Annotated in this window: 15 protein-coding genes; 7 read left to right on the top strand and 8 right to left on the bottom strand. The window is 45.3% G+C overall.

The window, feature by feature from the left end; genetic code table 11:
* Positions 1-149 precede the first annotated feature (149 nt).
* Positions 150-1,387, top strand: a protein-coding gene (locus tag ACED46_RS16065; protein ID WP_102319877.1) for an IS3 family transposase whose coding sequence is annotated in 2 segments (ribosomal slippage) — positions 150-522 and positions 522-1,387 — 1,239 coding nt in all. Because the reading frame shifts where the segments join, the coding sequence is not laid out codon by codon here.
* Between the two features lie 468 nt (positions 1,388-1,855).
* Here the strand turns inward: ACED46_RS16065 and ACED46_RS16060 are convergent.
* Positions 1,856-2,764, bottom strand: coding sequence for a Tim44 domain-containing protein (locus ACED46_RS16060; protein ID WP_371721892.1), 909 nt, complete (start codon positions 2,762-2,764; stop codon positions 1,856-1,858).
* Positions 2,765-2,960: 196 nt separating this feature from the next.
* Here ACED46_RS16060 and ACED46_RS16055 point away from each other — a divergent pair, with 196 nt between their 5' ends.
* From ACED46_RS16055 to ACED46_RS16045, 3 genes are all read left to right on the top strand, one after another.
* Positions 2,961-3,551, top strand: coding sequence for a TetR/AcrR family transcriptional regulator (locus ACED46_RS16055; protein ID WP_048613073.1), 591 nt, complete (start codon positions 2,961-2,963; stop codon positions 3,549-3,551).
* Between the two features lie 17 nt (positions 3,552-3,568).
* Positions 3,569-5,443, top strand: coding sequence for an MFS transporter (locus tag ACED46_RS16050; RefSeq protein WP_102320179.1), 1,875 nt, complete (start codon positions 3,569-3,571; stop codon positions 5,441-5,443).
* 146 nt (positions 5,444-5,589) lie between these two features.
* Positions 5,590-6,510, top strand: a complete 921-nt coding sequence (locus tag ACED46_RS16045) for a YeiH family protein (protein WP_017060176.1) — start codon at positions 5,590-5,592, stop codon at positions 6,508-6,510.
* Between the two features lie 133 nt (positions 6,511-6,643).
* On the opposite strand, the gene ACED46_RS16040 is transcribed toward ACED46_RS16045, so the two are convergent.
* The 7 genes from ACED46_RS16040 to ACED46_RS16010 form a co-directional block, all read right to left on the bottom strand.
* Positions 6,644-6,811: a hypothetical protein gene (locus ACED46_RS16040; protein ID WP_017068947.1), complete on the bottom strand. Its 168-nt coding sequence runs from the start codon at positions 6,809-6,811 to the stop codon at positions 6,644-6,646.
* Positions 6,812-6,976: 165 nt separating this feature from the next.
* A complete protein-coding gene (gene menE / locus ACED46_RS16035; RefSeq protein ID WP_371721891.1) occupies positions 6,977-8,410 on the bottom strand; it encodes an o-succinylbenzoate--CoA ligase in 1,434 nt (477 codons plus the stop codon).
* A 64-nt stretch (positions 8,411-8,474) separates the two neighbouring features.
* Entirely contained in the window at positions 8,475-9,482 is a 1,008-nt protein-coding gene (menC, locus tag ACED46_RS16030; protein WP_371721890.1) for an o-succinylbenzoate synthase, read from the bottom strand.
* Between the two features lie 75 nt (positions 9,483-9,557).
* Positions 9,558-10,424, bottom strand: coding sequence for a 1,4-dihydroxy-2-naphthoyl-CoA synthase (menB, locus tag ACED46_RS16025; RefSeq protein WP_017060170.1), 867 nt, complete (start codon positions 10,422-10,424; stop codon positions 9,558-9,560).
* A gap of 102 nt (positions 10,425-10,526) precedes the next feature.
* Complete coding sequence (gene menH, locus ACED46_RS16020) at positions 10,527-11,327, bottom strand: 2-succinyl-6-hydroxy-2,4-cyclohexadiene-1-carboxylate synthase (protein WP_371721889.1); 801 nt, start codon at positions 11,325-11,327, stop codon at positions 10,527-10,529.
* Between the two features lie 9 nt (positions 11,328-11,336).
* Positions 11,337-13,061: a 2-succinyl-5-enolpyruvyl-6-hydroxy-3-cyclohexene-1-carboxylic-acid synthase gene (gene menD, locus ACED46_RS16015; RefSeq protein WP_371721888.1), complete on the bottom strand. Its 1,725-nt coding sequence runs from the start codon at positions 13,059-13,061 to the stop codon at positions 11,337-11,339.
* Positions 13,058-14,380, bottom strand: coding sequence for an isochorismate synthase MenF (locus tag ACED46_RS16010; RefSeq protein WP_371721887.1), 1,323 nt, complete (start codon positions 14,378-14,380; stop codon positions 13,058-13,060). Before ACED46_RS16010 ends, menD begins: the two co-directional genes overlap by 4 nt.
* 281 nt (positions 14,381-14,661) lie before the next feature.
* On the opposite strand from ACED46_RS16010, the gene ACED46_RS16005 reads away from it, so the two are divergent.
* From ACED46_RS16005 to ACED46_RS15995, 3 genes are all read left to right on the top strand, one after another.
* Positions 14,662-15,894, top strand: a complete 1,233-nt coding sequence (locus ACED46_RS16005; RefSeq protein ID WP_017060166.1) for a pyridoxal phosphate-dependent aminotransferase — start codon at positions 14,662-14,664, stop codon at positions 15,892-15,894.
* Between the two features lie 331 nt (positions 15,895-16,225).
* Positions 16,226-16,810 (top strand): 5'-deoxynucleotidase, encoded by a 585-nt coding sequence (yfbR, locus tag ACED46_RS16000; protein WP_017060613.1) that lies wholly within the window; start codon positions 16,226-16,228, stop codon positions 16,808-16,810.
* Between the two features lie 55 nt (positions 16,811-16,865).
* Positions 16,866-18,209 (top strand): anti-phage deoxyguanosine triphosphatase, encoded by a 1,344-nt coding sequence (locus tag ACED46_RS15995; RefSeq protein WP_017060614.1) that lies wholly within the window; start codon positions 16,866-16,868, stop codon positions 18,207-18,209.
* Positions 18,210-18,234 lie beyond the last annotated feature (25 nt).

Here is an 18,234-nt window from a genome sequence, read left to right as displayed (position 1 = left end):
AAATCTGCCGGCACTGCCTTCGATGGTTCGAATCCGTCTCCCTCCACCATATTCTCCTTAATTGGAAAATCGAAAAGCCAACTCATTGAGTTGGCTTTTTTCGTTTCTGTGTCCCGTCCTGAAATGTGTTTACACATTGAGGACGAATTATGGCTACTTCAAATAATACCTACGTTAAGCGCACTCAGCGTGATTACACACTAGGCTTTAAATTACAGGTCGTCGCCGCTGTAGAAAGAGGCGATATGACATATAAACAAGCCCAAACCATTTATGGTATCCAAGGCCGTTCAACTGTTTTAACTTGGCTTCGAAAGCACGGTAAGATGAATTGGGCGCAAACTCCAAGGATGAATACCATGCACCAATCAACTAAGCCTAAAGAGTCACCAGCACAGAAAATAAAGCGTCTTGAGAAAGAGCTGGAAGACGAAAAAATCAAGAATCTCTTTTTAAATAGAGTGGTTGATATTCTTGATGCTGAACACGGAACTAGCCTCAGAAAAAAGTATCTCACCAAGGAGCAAGAAGCCTTCAAGAACAAGAAGGAATAAGTTTAGTTCGAGTATGTAAGCTATGCGGGATAACGAGACAAAGCGTTTATCAACGAGAAAAGCGAGCTGTTCATCGCCAGTTGGAACTTAAACCCATCAAACAAATGGTGTTGGATATTAGACGTTATATGCCTCGGGTTGGCACTAGAAAGCTCTACTTTTTACTTAAGCCAAAGTTGCAAGAACAAGGTATCAAGTTAGGTCGGGATGCTCTTTTCAACTACTTACGTGATGAACGGTTATTGGTAAGACCTAAACGTAGTTTTACGAAAACGACAAACAGTAAGCATTGGATGAAAAAACATCCGAACTTATTAAAGAACTACAAACCATGCACTCCAGAGGGTGTGTTAGTAAGTGATATTACCTATATCCAATCAGATGAAGGCATTCACTATCTCTCATTGGTAACTGATGCGTTTAGTCGGAAAATTATGGGCTACGAGCTGAGCAACGAAATGAAGGCGACGGATGTTGTGAAAGCGCTAGATATGGCTATTAAGGGGCGTCAATATCATCGTTCGTGTATCCATCACTCTGATCGTGGCCTCCAGTATTGCTCCGGTGTTTATCAAGATAAGTTGAAAAGTAGCGGCATAAGCCCCTCGATGACAGACGGTTATGACTGCTATCAAAATGCATTAGCAGAGAGAGTAAATGGAATACTGAAACAAGAGTTCTTACTTAATAAGTGTAAAAACCTCGGAGAGCTTAAACAACTAGTAAAAGAGTCTATAAGTACCTATAACAATATGAGGCCGCACCTTAGTCTCAGGATGAAAACTCCAAATGAGGTGCATGAAAAAAGCCAACAGCTGATGCTGTTGGCTTAGTAGAAATACTGTCAACGTATTTTAGGACGAGACACTGAGCTTTATCTCTTACTAAACGTGTCTTCTAAAACAACCCTCAACTTCCTAAACACTAACCCGCTACTACAAATAACTAATCGAGCTAAATCATTCAAACATCAGTGATCCCATACTTCAGCATGACGCTCACAAACCAGATAAGCAGCGCAGCCTAAACAATTGCTCGATACATGTTCTTCGCATTCGTTCGCAATTATCTGTTTCTGCTGCAAAGTAACCTCAGGCTCCAATACGGGTTCAAAGAACTTTGTCATTACTCATTACATCCAAATAAAATCAGTTAGTTAGTCTCAGGTTAATCCAATCTTTAACTAAGATACATATCATTAGACGCAAAAAAGCCCCTGCTGATTTCTCAGCAGGGGCTTTCTATTATTTGGTGTTATTCCGAATAACTACATCCTATTGATGTTGAGTTAAATCCTGGAATTAACCTTGAATACCAACAATTAACCAAGGTGCATTGTTAGTTGTTAGGTCACGCTCTAGATGCCAGATATCAGTGATATCTTCTTCAACGCCATCCGCTGTGTCACGGTAACGACCGCTAAACTGAAGGCTTAGCTGTGCTTTGCTACCATCGTGGTCTGCGCGAACGATTTCAGCATCAACGTACATTACGTCTGTGTGCTGAGCACCGTCTAGCTTATTACGCTCAGCTTTTAGGTCTTCAAATAGGCTTGGAGATACGTATTCTTCAATCGTGTTTAGCTCGTTGTGATTCCATGCACCTTGCAGTGTACGGTAGTGCTCACGAGAACCATTGATGAATGCCGCTTGATCAAAGCCCGGTGGGTAGTTATGTGGAACATCGCTTTGTGCACCAAAACCGAAACCACCAGCAGCGCCTTGTGATTGAGGTTGTGTTTGCTCGAAGTTATGAACATTTGGTTGTTGCTTAGGTTGTTCAAACTTGTTCTGACCCATGCCGCCGAATGCTGGCTGTTGGCCACGTGCATTCTGCTGATTCATTGAGCCCTGCTTCGCGCCCAACATTCCGCGTAGGAATTTAAACGCTAGGAAAGCAATCAGACCCATAATCAGAATATCCATGAACTGGATACCTTCAAATGCGCCACCAAAGAATGCAGCTAAAAGACCACCAGCAAGTAAACCACCTAGCAGACCGCCCATAAGGCCTTTCTTGCTAGAGTTAGCTGCTGTGTTCTTACCTGTTTGATCTTGACGGATCGAATTCGTGTTTTGTTGTTTTGGTGCTGGAGCCGTTTTAAAGCTTTTGCCAAATGACTTACCACCACCAAACTTTTTCGCTTCCGCGATTGGCGTCACCGCGACTGTTACCAACAGGATCGCGACTAGTGAGAAAAATCGTTTCATTATTATCCTTTATAGGTTTTTTATCTTTCGACACCTTAATCATACTCGTTAACAAAGAACAATGAAATATTCACCGTGTTTACACATGTATCATAATATTGCGGCTATTAATTGATTACTAAACTAGCGAAGGGATTGACGGCACTCTGGGGCAGCATTAAAATATTGAACGATGTTCATTTAATAGAAAGTACCCATGGCAAGACGAAACGATCATACTCGCGAACAATTAGTGCAATTAACCTTAAAAACGGTGACCGACTTCTTAGAAGAGCACTCTTATCACGAGCTAAGTCTACGTAAAATCGCCAATATGATTGGTTACGTTCCAAGTACCTTAGTAAATGTATTTGGTAATTACAACCTACTGCTTTTGCATGTGGTCGCTCAAACATTAGATGAACTGGCGTCAGAATCCGCTGCAACTGTTGAACAATCAAGCAACCCTCAACAAGCTCTATTCAACCTTGCCTACTGCTACCACGATTTTGCACAGAGACACCCTCACCGTTGGCAGCTTATCTTTGAGCACAACATGAACGGTGAAAACCTTCCTGAATGGCAATCGAACCGCATCGATAGAATGACAGGCATGCTAGAACAGTTGCTAGTAGCGATTGCTCCTGAACATACGAAAAGCGAAGTCGTTAAAGCCAGCCGTGTATTATGGTCTGGAGTACACGGAATTACTCTACTTAGCGTTGATGATAAATTTTTCGCCTCTGAGCCTATTGATGGTAAAGAGCTGATCAATAACCTAGTCTCAAACTACTTAACCAACTGGTAATCATCCAAGGAAAGACAATGAACAACAGCAGCCAATCTTCGCTGTTAACGCAAAAAAGGTTCCTACCCTACTTTATTACCCAATTTCTAGGAGCCTTTAACGACAACATATTCAAAAATGTCCTGTTACTGTTTGTTGCTTTCGCAAGCGTAGACACGCTGCCTATTTCCAGCAATCTATTCATTAATTTGGCCGCTGGCCTTTTTATTCTGCCCTTCTTCCTATTTTCAGCTTTGGCTGGTGTACTGGCCGACAAATACGAAAAATCGTGGTTTATCCGTAAAGTTAAGCTCCTCGAAGTAGTGATCATGTCACTGGGTGCGATCGGATTCATCTACGAAAGCTACGGAATATTACTTCTGCTCCTGTTCCTTATGGGAACGCAGAGTGCTTTCTTTGGCCCGGTGAAATACGCCCTGCTTCCACAACAATTAGAAACAAAAGAACTGGTATCTGGTAACGCTCTCGTCGAGACAGGTACATTCTTAGCGATCCTGATTGGTACTCTCGGCGCAGGCATCATTGCATCTGAAGAAGGCGCGAAGCTCATTGCTGCGGTGTGTATTGTTTCGTTCGCCGTGCTTGGCTATGTATCAAGCTGGTTTATCCCACAAGCGCCAAGTAATGCACCAGACCTTAAAGTAAAGTGGCAACCTGTAAAACTGACCCGCGCGACACTGGCGATTGCAAAAAAAGATCGCCCGACCTTTCAAGCTCTGATGTCTATCAGCTGGTTCTGGTTCCTTGGTGCGGCTTACCTAACTCAGTTTCCCAACTTCACTAAACTGCATCTAAACGGCACTGAAAGCTCCGTCGCCTTTTTACTGGCACTATTCTCGGTAGGCATTGCAATCGGCTCTTTAGCTTGTGATAAGTTATCTAATCACCGAATTGAAATCGGCATCGTGCCAATGGGCAGCTTAGGTATCTCGATCTTCGGTCTTCTGATGGCGATATCCATCCCGGAGTCTTTGCCTGACTTTAGTTCTTTCCATCAATTCGTAACCTACTCAGAGCTGTGGCCACTGTTTGCTTACCTTCTGCTTCTGGGTATCTCTGGCGGTGTCTTTATTGTTCCTCTGTATTCACTGATGCAGTTACGTGCCAAGCCCGACGAGCGTGCCCAAGTGATTGCCGGGCTCAATATCTACAACTCACTGTTCATGGTGGGAAGTGCGGTATTAGGTATTGTTTGCCTTAGTGTTCTAGATCTTTCAATTCCGCAGCTGTTTATCTTGCTCGCAGTGGGCAACACTTTGGTGATGCTGTACCTGTTTTATCAGGTGCCTATCTACGCTTTCCGCTTCTTTACGTGGGTGGTCACTCACACCATGTACAGAGTTAAACATAAGAACTTACATCACCTGCCAGAAAAGGGCGGTGCGTTGATTGTCTGCAACCATGTGAGTTATATGGATGCACTGCTGCTGAGTGCGGTTTGCCCTCGCTTGATCCGTTTTGTGATGGAAGAGGATTACACCAAGTTGCCGCCAATTCGACGCTTCTTGAAAAGAGCTGGGGTGATTCCAATCTCCGCGACCAACCGCAACTCGATTCGAAACGCTTTCAAAGAAGTAGAGCGTGCCCTGCATGAAGGTCACATCGTGTGTATTTTCCCAGAAGGAAAGCTCACCTCTGATGGCGAAATGGCTGAGTTCATGCGTGGTATGGAGCTGATCATCAAACGTTCCCCTGTCCCAGTGATTCCTATGGCTCTTAAAGGATTATGGGGTAGCTACTTTAGTCGTTACAAAGGCCGTGCCTGCAAAGGGTTACCCACTCGCTTCTGGACTAAGCTAGAGATAGAAGCTGGCGAGCCGATTTCACCTAAACAAGCCTCTTGTGAAACGCTTCGACAGTCAGTCTCTGACCTTCGCGGATCATTACGCTAGTTAACCAGCCCTTTATTCATATCAGTTGAACAAGCGTTAAGTTTTCCTTAACGTTTGTTCAACTCATTTAGACTTACTTATCATTTTATTGAACGTATAGTGGTCTCATCACAATAACGCCACAACAAAACAAGACTCTAAATACAATGAACCTAAAAAAGTCCGTTCCATTTTATCTTGCTGCACTGTTTTGCTTAACGCCTTGGGTTAGCTCACCGACAGCCCTGGTTATCGGTTTCCTGCTTGCTAGTTTAGGATTAGTCCCTGAACACTTGGAAGTCGGCAAACTTACCAAAAAGCTACTGGCCTACTCTATTGTTGGCTTGGGTTTTGGTATTCAGTTTGAAAAAGCATTAGCAGTAACAGGCGATGGTATTGGGCTCATTGTAACGACGATTATCGGTACATTAGTCATTGGTTGGTTCTTGGCGAAACAAATGGGGCTAGACCGCACTACGGGCTATCTTATATCTTCTGGTACCGCGATTTGTGGTGGTAGCGCGATAGCAGCAGTGGCACCCGCGATCAAAGCAGACGATGAACAGATTGGCTTGGCATTAGCCACCGTATTCGTGTTGAACTCGGTTGCTCTATTCTTATTCCCGATGATTGGTCACGCGCTTGAGCTCAGCCAACAAACATTTGGTACTTGGGCAGCGATAGCGATTCACGATACGTCTTCTGTAGTAGGTGCAGCTTCAGCGTATGGCGAAGAAGCACTGACGACAGCGACAACATTGAAGCTCGCTCGCGCACTTTGGATCATCCCAATCGCTTTAATTAGTGCGATGATCTTCAAGAACGATCAAAAGAAGATTACGGTTCCCTACTTCATTTTCTTCTATTGCGCCGCTATCGCGGTGAGTGACTTACTGCCACAATTTGAGATGGTCTATCAAGGAATCTTTGATGTGTCTAAGCGAGCACTGGTCGTGTGTTTGTTCTTAATTGGCTGTGGTATTTCAGTTGAGAAGTTAAAAGCGGCAGGGCCGAAACCACTGATGTTTGGTATTACAATGTGGGTCATGATCTCAACGGGTTCATTGGCGTGGTTAACTCTCGCTTAGCCCGCATAGAAACGCTTTAGATGTTTGTTCGGTGAACTAGACACTCAAGTTAGCGAGCAACAAAACAAAAAGGCAAAGCTCCAATGGGCTTTGCCTTTATCGTTTGTGGTAAGGGTATTCTTTGTTGTAACAATCACGAATCAAACAGGGGCTTATCACTCTTCTTGCTCTCTCTTTTCATTAAAACAAGTACCACAACCAACACAAATGCGGTGAGCTCAGCCAACGAACGAGTCAACCCCGATGAGATGATCGCTTGGCCTATCTGCAGTAAAACCGCAATGATGAGGGCAATTTTCATAATAAGACCTTATTCTATAATCCGTTATTTATATGGCTTATTATGATGGATGGTTATAAAGATAATAAATTCTGTTTTGAACTATCTAATTGCTAAATTAACTAACCGCCTGACAGCTTAGTCACCTAACAACTTCGCAAATAACGTCGAGGTAAGCGCTTACCTTTAACTCCTATGCTGAGACAACCAAGATGCCAATCCAGCGCGTGAGACCTTAATACCCTGCTGTTCTTGCTCAGGCATTCGATAATACTCAACAGGAAATTTGAACCGCTCAAGACGTCCATTCAATTGCTCAGCAAACCACTCTTTGGTTGGCAACTCAGCACAATCGACAATCGCTGCAGGTCGAAATCCGAACTCATCATCTTCAATGGGAACAATAAAAGCCTGATTAACCTCAGACAATTGATTGAGTACTCGCTCAATTTCTTCGCAATGAATGTTCTCACCACCAGAAATAAACTGGTTGTCGGCACGGCCAATAATCGACACTTGTTCGCCAAGCCACTCACCAAGATCTTTGCTATCAAACCAACCGCTCTTATCAACTAATGGCGTTAAGTTACCTTGATAGTAATACCCGAACGCGAGCGTCTCGCCACCAATAAAGATACGTTGTTCTTCAATTTTTAGCTGGCGATGGTTAAGGACAAAACCGGCGGTGCTGCCGGCATCAACGGGCTTCGCAGTCACGGTTGAAGCCGCTTCAGTCATGCCGTATCCAAGCCATGTTTCGATGCCCATTTGTTGAGCTTCGAGCCCAAGTGCTTCTGGTATATGACTACCACCCAAAAGTACATGCGTTAAAGTAAGTGCTTGCTTACTCTTTAACAATCGATGTAGTTGAGTAGCGACCAATGAAGCATGACTGCATTCTTCTATATCGGTTTCAAGCTGACCTGTGCCTATTTTGATGCAACCACCAGCCGCCAACCAACGATGAACTATCGCCAGCCCCGACACATGGTACATAGGTAAACTCAGTAACCACGTGTCACCTTGTTGATAACGAAACACCTCAAGCAGCCCTGACGCAGAGCATAGGTGCTGCTCAAGTGTATGAGCGACCGCTTTTGGGTTTCCGGTAGAACCTGAAGTGAATACGATGCTCGCTAGATTTTGCGGATTGAAATTGGATTCTTGAGGTGTCGTTATCTGCTCATCATCACCATCAAACTTCAGTTCACTTAGGCAAGGCAAGGTCACCAACTGAGTATTCAAATCGGCAGTCTCTGATTGCTCTATTCCGCTATTGCCCAAGAGCCAAAGGTAGCTCTGTTGATCTGCTTGATATAAGGAATCGAGCTTTTGCTTCAGGCGTAAACTAGGCTGAGGCATCGTAAACGCACAAACCACACCCAAATTGAGTGCGGCAAGATAAACAGGGATCACTTCAGCTTGATTCTTACCAACAATCGTCAGTACATCACCTTCAGATAGGCCTTGATGAGATAGCTGTTGTTGGTACTCACTAACCAACACAAACACTTGCTGCCAAGTATAAGTGCGGTGAGTGGTCACTAACGCTGGTTGAAGTGGGTTTTGCTGCGCCCACTTTACCCAGAGCGGGGGATGATTAGATTGTGGGCGCATCATATGATAACCAAAAATAGATTAAGAACTTGTTAAGCTAACTAAATAGCCATTCAAATAGCTCGGTCTAAGAAGACCAAATCAATTGTTGCTTTTCAAGCGTAGAGACAGGCAACTGACAGCCCGGCCAAGAAACCTCTAGCTGCTGCTTGAACAAGCCAATCGTATCCAACCCCGGCACTTCATTTGGCAAATATTGCTGCGCCAGACGAGCAATCTGAGTCAGACCTAGGCTCGACTCAATGCTTGAGCTCAATACAGGTTTCATTCCAAGCTTCTGTGCTCGCTCAATGATTGCCACGCAACGCTCGACAGAACCAATAAGAGTTGGCTTGATCACGACTGCTTTAACACCAGTAAGGTCGCTAAGATCAAATTCCGGGCTGCGCACCGCTTCTTGCAGTGTCTCGTCCCACGCAATCGCCACACCATGGTCAATGGCAAAGGCCAAACTGTCTTCTGGCTTTTGGCAAGGCTCTTCGATAAAGCTTATACGCTGGCGCATTGACGGCGAAATGTATTTAATGAATTGCTTCGCTTTCTCTGGCTTCCACGCACGGTTGGCATCAAGTCTTAGAATCAAATCAGGGATCGACTCAAGGAATAAGCTAACCAACATGCCATCGCGAATCGCTTCGTAGAGGCCGACTTTCACTTTCGCGACCTTCTCGCCTACCATCTCATTCAATACAGGAATCAGTTCATCTGGATCGCCTGTACACAAAGGCGCCGCTTGGTAGTTACCTTTAGCGTTAAGATCGCCTCGCAATTCCATCATCGCCATTGAAAAGCCAAACGCGACAGAAGGATACAGCTCGTCGAAAGGCGTTTGAGGCTTATTGTGGCTCCAAAGCTCTAATTCGTGTTGAAGCTGAATGCCAGCTTGTTCGGCATCTTCTTGGCTAAAACCGGGCAAAGGCGCAACTTCGCCAAAACCAGTTTTACCATCACACTCAAGTTGGATGATATAGCCAACACGTTCGTTCAACTTATTGTCACGAAGAACCACACCACTATCCATAGGTAATTGATAACGGTAAAGTTTAGCGTGACGCTGAGAATTCACTGAGTTCATAAAGTTTCCTAAAAAACGGGGAACATCAAAACAAAACGAGCCGCTATTAGCGACTCATTTTGAAGAGGAGAAAGACTATGGATTACGCGGGAACTTGTCGAAGTCCGGTCGACGTTTCTCGTTGAATGCGTTGCGGCCTTCTTGGCCTTCCTCTGTCATGTAGAACATCATGGTTGCGTTACCAGCCAACTCTTGTAAGCCTGCTTGACCATCACAGTCAGCGTTCAGTGCCGCTTTCAAGCAACGCAGTGCCATTGGGCTGTGTTGAAGCACTTCACGACACCAACGAACTGTCTCTTTTTCTAGGTCAGCAACAGGAACAACGGTGTTTACAAGGCCCATGTCCAGTGCTTCTTGTGCATCGTAGAAGCGGCACAAGAACCAGATTTCACGTGCTTTCTTTTGACCAACGATACGAGCCATGTAAGAAGCACCCCAACCGCCATCGAAAGAACCCACTTTAGGACCCGTCTGACCGAACTGCGCGTTTTCAGCTGCAATAGTAAGGTCTGCCATCATGTGAAGTACATGACCGCCACCGACTGCCCAACCCGATACCGCTGCGATAACTGGTTTTGGACAAGTACGAATTTGACGTTGGAAATCAAGTACGTTCAGGTGGTGTGTACCTGAATCATCTTGGTAGCCGCCGTAGTCACCACGAATACTTTGGTCACCACCAGAACAGAACGCCTTCTCACCAAGACCAGTCAAAATGATTACGCCAACTTTCTCGTCATAACGAGCATCAGCCAGTGCATTGATCATCTCTTTTACGGTTTGTGGACGGAACGCATTGTGCACTTGAGGACGCGCAATCGTGATTTTTGCAATACCATCGTCAGATTTGTGGTACTGAATATCTTCGTATTGACTGCTTTCATCGCTCCAGTTAACTGCCGCGTAAAGTTCTTCTTCTGTGATGCCTACTGTTTTAGCCATGGTGATTCCCATTGTTCTATTAGAGACCACGACTAACGAATAGTCGTGACGGTGTTGCTCTGCTTTTGATAGTGCTTGATACGAGAGAATCGCTCAGTCAGATTAACGACGACTGGCGATACATTGGATTATCAGGTTGGAAAACAGCTCGGGTTGCTCAAAATGAACATTATGACCCGCGTAATCCACCTGACTATATTCAAAGCCACTATTCTCAGCTAGCTCCATGAATTTACGATCTTTTTCTCCACATACATAATGCAATAAATACTCATGAGATTTCAATGTGGCACGTAAATCCGGTTGCTTAGCTAACGAAGTAGATAACAACATATTTGCTACGGATACTCCAAGGTTACCACTACGCTTTATGACCAAAGTTTGTCTTTGCTCATGATTTAGTGAAGAAAAGACGCTTTGTTGATACCAATCGTCTAAAACATCTTCAATCGACTGCTGTGCAAAGCGAACAGCCCATTGCGTATCATGTACTAACCTTTGTGCTCTTTCTTCATCACATTCCAAGCCAAAGTTGCCACCTTCAATGATGACTTTCTCTAGGTTGAGTGCCTCAAAGCAAGGGCTTGTCACCCCATACATAGCGAGCCTTCCGCCCATAGAATACCCAATCACCACGATAGGATAATCGGCAGGAAGATCGTTGAGAGCCAGTTGGGATGTGATGCACTGGACAATTTTCTTACAGCAATGATCAAACCCTACCGGATCGATAAAGCGACTTTGTCCGTGTCCGGGTAAATCTATGCAAAGGAGAGGAAAATCCTCGAGGAATGGATGACATGCACTCCAATCATCCCCGCTTCCGAGTAAACCATGTAAGAAAACAAGCAAAGGTTTGTCAGAAGAATCTTGTACAGCTGGGTAATAATCGGAGTAAAGCATGTAAAGTCCTTAGGCTAATGCCTCGGTGAGCATTGAACTGAATTGTTTCAGCAAAGTAGACGCTTGTTCGGGAGGCGTCTTAACTTCCACGAGCAAGGTACCCTGACCCTGTTCGAAATGTTGTTCGATAATGGTTTGATAGCAATTCAAGGTTTCTGGCGCAGCGTATCCCAACTGGAATTGCGCAGCAGCGTGTTCAAAACTGAAACCATGAGGCATTTGATAAAGTGACTGTTTCTGCTGCTCTGGCACCGGCAATAAATCAAAGATCGCACCACCATCATTGTTGGTCACAACAATAACCATCGGCGTTAAATTATGAGTCAGCAGAGCCAGTGAGTTGAGATCGTAAAGCAAAGAAGTATCGCCAATCAACATCAATAAGGGGTTCTGGTTGGCTTTCACTACACCCGCAGCCGTCGCCACCAAGCCATCAATGCCCGATGCACCACGATTGCTGTAAACCCGATTCGCAGATATTGAAGACAGCATATCCACCAGCCTTACCATCAAGCTGTTTCCCACAAACAACTCTCTGTCTTTAAGTCTAGACGACAAGTCAACTGCAACACTCAACTCTGTCAGTTGGTCATTATTAGAGATTTGCGCCAACGCTAACTGCTGAACCGTATTCGCGACTTCCGCCAAAGATGCCGCCCAGCCAGCATGTTCTCCCAACAGCGTTGGTAGATGTTGCTCTGATAACCAATGTTCGATATCAGCGACAATATGAGTTTGAGGCAGATGATCTTGATTAATACGATGTGCATCTGGTGAAACAACGATGTACTGCGATGAACAAAATGTGGCAGCTTGTTCTTTTACCCATTGGTTAAGACGCTTAGAAACAATGCGCTCACCAAACTGGATAATAAAATCACACTGACTAAGCTGTGCTTTGGCTGCGTCACTTTGCATCCATAAATCATAGTGTTTCCAGTCACTACTGACACCCGATTGAGGGTCACAGAATACTGGCCAGCCCAAAGCTGTCGCAAACTGCTTGGCTTTAATTGCAGCTTCATTCTCGATAGAACCAATAATCACTGCGCCTTTACGAGCGACATAATCACTTGCTGAGACAGGCTGAGCGATTAAATGACTGGGCAAATAAGTGTTCGAGTAAAGGCAGGTTGAAGCTCTCCAAGCTGCCACGCTCTTTGTATAATCCGCATACATCTCGGCGCTATTAGCGGAATAAAGCGGTTCTGGGAACGGACAGTTGATATGAATAGCCCCACCGACGCTGCGCTGTTTCGCCAGTGCGTTATCAACCGACGTCAAAAGCCAATTCAAAGAAACTTGTGTCGTTGGACTTGGAAGGTTTAGTGCCGTTTCAACGTGAGACGAAAAGATACCCTGCTGCTGAATCGCTTGATTGGCACCACAGTCGACTAAATCAATCGGTCGATCGGAGGTCAACAAGATTAGCTTTTCTCGCGTTAATCCAGATTCAGCGGTCGCTGGTAGAAGGTTAGCTACGGCAGTTCCAGAAGTAACAACCACCGCAACGGGTTTGTTGCTCGCTTTAGCTAAACCTAAAGCCAAGAAGCCAAGCCCGCGCTCATCAAAGTGCGTATGTAAGGTTAGCTTAGAGTTAGCTTCGGCTTCGAGTGTTAATGGTGTTGAACGAGAGCCTGGCGCGATGCAAACATGTTCAACACCGCTGCGGGCAAGCTCTTCAAGTAATGTGTTACACCAAACTCTGTTTAATACAGCTTGGTCGTGATTCATGACGCCACACCTAATGGTGGGTGATCAGAAATGAGACTGAGCAGAGTCGACATCTTCTTATTCAGCTCTTGCCACTCATGTTCGGCAACCGATCCCGGCACGATCCCCGCGCCAGCAAACAGTTGTACTTGATCGTTTACAATCAAGGCGCTTCGAATCGCCACGCAGAATTCCGCTCGCTGATGACTGATATAGCCTACAGAGCCTGCATACCAACCTCGTGCAAACGGTTCGTGTTCAAGAATGAAATCCATCGCCTCTTTACGAGGTAAACCCGCCACCGCAGCAGTTGGCTGTAAGGCAGCAAGCAACTGCACACCATTAACGCCATTGTTGAACTGAGCATGGATATTGCGCTTCAAATGCTGCACCTTACGCAAGCGCACTAGACGCGCATCCTTTTCAACATGGACCGTTTGAGAATGAGGAGTGAGACGCTCAATGATGTCGTCGACCACATACTGGTTCTCATTGAGGTTTTTGCTGTCTTGAGAAAGCCAGTTGGCCAGTTCCATATCCTCAGTAGCGTTCTCTCCGCGACCAATGGTTCCAGCAAGCGCCTCGGTATCAAGCTCCGTACCATGTCGGCTATATAAGCGCTCTGGTGTCGAGCCAATGAAACTGTGTTTAGAATCCAGCACCAACATAAAGTGGAAACTGTGGTGATTTTGCAGATAGCTGGCTTTAAGTAATTGAGCTGCGCAGATAGGCGCATCGAGTTGCAGTGTGGTTTTACGTGCTAAAACGACTTTTTTGTACTCTTCATCGCTAATGCCTTGCAGCACTTTATCGACAAGGTTGCCCCACTGCTCTCTTTCTGGAACGTGATTGATCTGTTCAATATGGGCAGACAAAGGCGCCAATATCGCGGCTTCTACAGAAAGCTTATTCAAAGCATTAATAGAAGAAACGCGATCAGGGGACAAATTAACCGCCAGCGACCAAGTATTGTCAAAGCGGATCAATTCAACCTGAGGAAGGAAGAAAAACGACTCCATGCAGCGACGGTTCTTTGCGGTGTGCCCATCAAACGAGCGTCCACCCCAGATTCGTTGGTCTTCACCAAGAATAGCGTACGCGGGTGCAGGATCTGAAAACGTATGTAACTGTCCGAGCGCAACAACCTCTTCACGAGTGTCGCGTGACTGCCAGTAGAACTTAGGAAAGAGCGGTTGAGCATGAAGCCATTCTATAAATGCAAACGATGGTTTTTGCGTTAGAACTTCAACACAACGAACTTCGCTTGCTTGGGCATTTTGTACTCGCTCAATCAAAGCGGAGATAGTTTGCTGGAAATGTGACAAATCGACCTCGTTCATATCTAAATTATTATTATATTAGTTTGATACTTTATGGGCAGTACCCACTTAGATCAAGAATGTACTATATCTTTTCAACATTCCTGTGATTTTAAGCGATCCCGCCCCTTTATTCATCTTAGCCAATAACCAAGAAAGCGATTAATTAAAATTTAGAAAAGAGTGACAACAAAAAGGCTAAACGTGACACTGAAATGCGACATTCATCAGATTTTTATTCTATCAAACGCCATTTTGCGGTACTTTAATAAAGTATTTAAATTAATTTCAGGAAATCGGCAATGCAAAATATCGGGATGTCGTCAAAACTCAACAGCGTATGCTACGAAATCAGGGGGCCTGTACTCAAACATGCTAAGCGCATGGAAGAAGAAGGGCATAAAATACTGAAGCTTAATATTGGTAACCCCGCCCCATTTGGTTTTGACGCCCCTGATGAAATCCTTGTTGACGTAATCCGTAACCTACCGACATCTCAAGGTTACTGCGACTCAAAAGGCATCTATTCAGCCCGCAAAGCGGTTGTTCAGCACTACCAGAAAAAAGGCCTACGTAACCTTGATGTAGAAGACGTTTACATTGGTAACGGCGCATCAGAGCTTATCGTTATGTCTATGCAAGCGCTACTGGATAATGGTGATGAAATCTTAGTTCCCGCTCCGGACTACCCACTATGGACAGCGTCTGTTGCGCTTTCTGGTGGCACACCGGTTCACTACATGTGTGATGAAGATGCTGATTGGTATCCAGATCTAGACGACATGCGCGCGAAGATCTCACCAAAGACGCGCGGCATCGTTCTTATCAACCCGAACAACCCAACGGGCGCGGTATACAGCCGTGATTTCCTACTGCAAGTGGTTGAGATTGCTCGTGAGCACGGTTTGATCATCTTCGCCGATGAAATCTACGACAAAGTACTTTACGACGGTGCGGTACACACTTCAGTGGCAACGCTTGCTGAAGACGTATTAATGGTCACGTTCAACGGCCTATCTAAAGCTTACCGTGTGTGTGGTTTCCGTGGTGGTTGGATGTTCTTAACAGGCCCTAAACACCTAGCGAAAGGCTACGTTGAAGGACTAGAAATGCTGGCCTCAATGCGTTTGTGTGCCAACGTTCCGATGCAACACGCTATCCAAACCGCACTCGGTGGCTATCAGAGTATCAATGAGCTGATTCTTCCAGGCGGTCGACTGCTTGAACAGCGTGACCGTGCATGGGAACTGATCAACAAGATCCCTGGCGTTTCTTGTGTGAAACCGAAAGGTGCAATGTACCTGTTCCCTAAAATCGACACCAACATGTACAACATCAAAGACGATCAGAAGTTTGTACTCGACTTCCTTAAGCAAGAGAAGGTGCTATTGGTTCAAGGTACGGGCTTCAATTGGCCGAAACCGGATCACTTCCGTATCGTGACTCTGCCGCACATCGAAGATCTAGAAATCGCAATTGGTCGTTTAGAGCGCTTCTTACAGACTTACAGCCAAGACGACCTCATCGAAGGTTAATGAGCACAAAGAAAGATGGCTACAATTTGCTGTTTTAAAAGACTTTAACTTGTATTCATTCACTTCTATGCTTAAAAGGCTCCTGTTTAGGAGCCTTTTTTGTATCCGCTGTCTCGTATCCCTGTGCAAACACAAGATACGAGTGGAGTATTGTTTATACCAATCACAGTAAGTAAGTGTTCAGAAATAGCGTAGGGAAAAAGCTTGAGAACAAGGCAGAATTTTTCGATAAGTAGTTATTCTACAATCAAAAATTCTAACATAGTTATCGAGTTTTTTAACAAGCTAGGATGACCAGTTATTTACTACGATTGGTACTATAAGGACATTTATGAAACAGAGCCATTTCTTTGCCCATCTCGCACGCATGAAGCTAATTCAACGCTGGCCCCTGATGCGTTCGGTATCAAGCGAGAACATTTCAGAACATAGCCTACAGGTTGCTTTCGTGGCACACGCCTTGGCACTGATCAAAAACAAGAAGTTTGATGGTCAGCTTAACCCCGAGCACATTGCTCTGCTTGGCATGTACCACGACACCAGTGAGGTACTGACGGGTGATTTGCCAACGCCTGTTAAATACTACAACCCGGACATTGCACAAGAGTATAAGAAGATAGAAGCCGCGGCAGAACAAAGACTGCTTTCGATGTTGCCAGAAGAGTTCAGAGACGACTTCGCCCCCTTCTTAATATCTGGTACTGCGAGTAAAGAAGAGCAAAGCATCGTCAAGCAGGCAGATACTATCTGTGCGTACCTGAAATGCTTGGAAGAGCTCAGTGCGGGCAATCATGAATACGAGCAAGCCAAGCGCCGATTGGAAGAGACACTCGAACAACGCAAAAGCCCAGAAATGGACTACTTTCTCACCACATTCGCACCGAGCTTTGAATTATCACTAGACGAGATAAGCTAGCTGGGTATAAGTTGTTTTTAATTAGCTAAATAAAATCAATTTGATAGGTGCTATTTTGAATTCTCAACTCGAACCACCCTTTGTACTCGAACAAGAATGGCAGCATCGAAATGACGATGAACATAAAATAAGACGGGATGACCACCGCAGCCCGTATCAGCGTGACCGTGCGCGCGTGCTTCACTCTGCTGCTTTCCGTCGCTTACAAGCGAAAACCCAGATCCATGGCACCACGGTCAACGACTTTCACCGAACGCGCCTTACCCACTCTCTTGAGGCCGCTCAGCTTGGCACCGGTATCGTCGCTCAACTGAAGAAAAAGCAGCCCGAATTTCGAGACCTATTACCCTCAGACAGTTTGATTGATTCACTGTGTTTGGCTCACGACATCGGTCATCCACCCTATGGACATGGCGGCGAAGTCGCACTCAACTACATGATGCGCGACCACGGCGGCTTTGAGGGCAACGCTCAAACGTTTCGCATAGTCACACAGCTAGAACCTTACACTGAACATCACGGGATGAACCTATCTCGACGCACTTTGTTAGGTCTAATTAAGTACCCTTCTCTGCTGAGTGAGGTTCAAGCTAAATTGCAGTCTGAACCCGTTAAGCATCAACGACAACTCCGAGCTAAAGATTGGATGCCAGCAAAAGGCATCTACGATCATGATGAAGAGTTGTTTAACTGGGTGCTTGAACCGCTTTCAAGCAGCGACCAACAGCTCCTAAAACAGAAAAGAAAAACGCATACCGAGCCACTTGAGCACAACAAGACCAAATATAAGTCACTGGATTGTTCGATCATGGAACTTGCTGACGACATCGCGTATGGCGTGCACGATTTAGAAGATGCGATTGTGCTTGGCTCTGTGACCAAAGCTCAGTGGGTCGAATCGGCTTACCCTCAACTGAAAGAGATGGCCGACCCATGGATTTGTGAACACCTAGATTCAATTACAGAGATGCTTTTCTCTGGTGAACAGTATCGTCGAAAGGATGCGATTGGTGGGATAGTCAACGCACTGTTGACCAGTATCTCGATTAAGCGAGTGGAGGCTAACTTTGAGAATGTACTGTTGGCTTACAATGCGGTGCTCGAGCCGAGCATGGACGGCACACTCGATAAACTGAAACACTTTGTCAGCGAGTTCGTTATTCAAGTGCCACAGGTTCAGGTCATCGAATACAAAGGTCAACAGATCATCATGGATATGTTTGAAGCATTCAGCGCAGATCCTGAACGCTTGCTGCCACTGCCCATCAAGAAGCAATGGCTACAACATCAAGATGAGTCTCGAAAAATGCGCGTGATAGCCGATTACATTTCATCGATGACTGATGATCTTGCGCAGAAAATGCATCAGCAACTGTTCTCAGCTCATACCGAGTTTTAATTCCTGACTCACTTTACTAAAACGG

This window comes from Vibrio sp. 1S139, from assembly GCF_041439475.1.
Classification (GTDB): Bacteria; Pseudomonadota; Gammaproteobacteria; order Enterobacterales; family Vibrionaceae; genus Vibrio; species Vibrio crassostreae_C.
The sequence above is the reverse complement of the archived record's forward strand: the minus strand, read 5'-3'. Positions and strand labels throughout refer to the sequence as shown.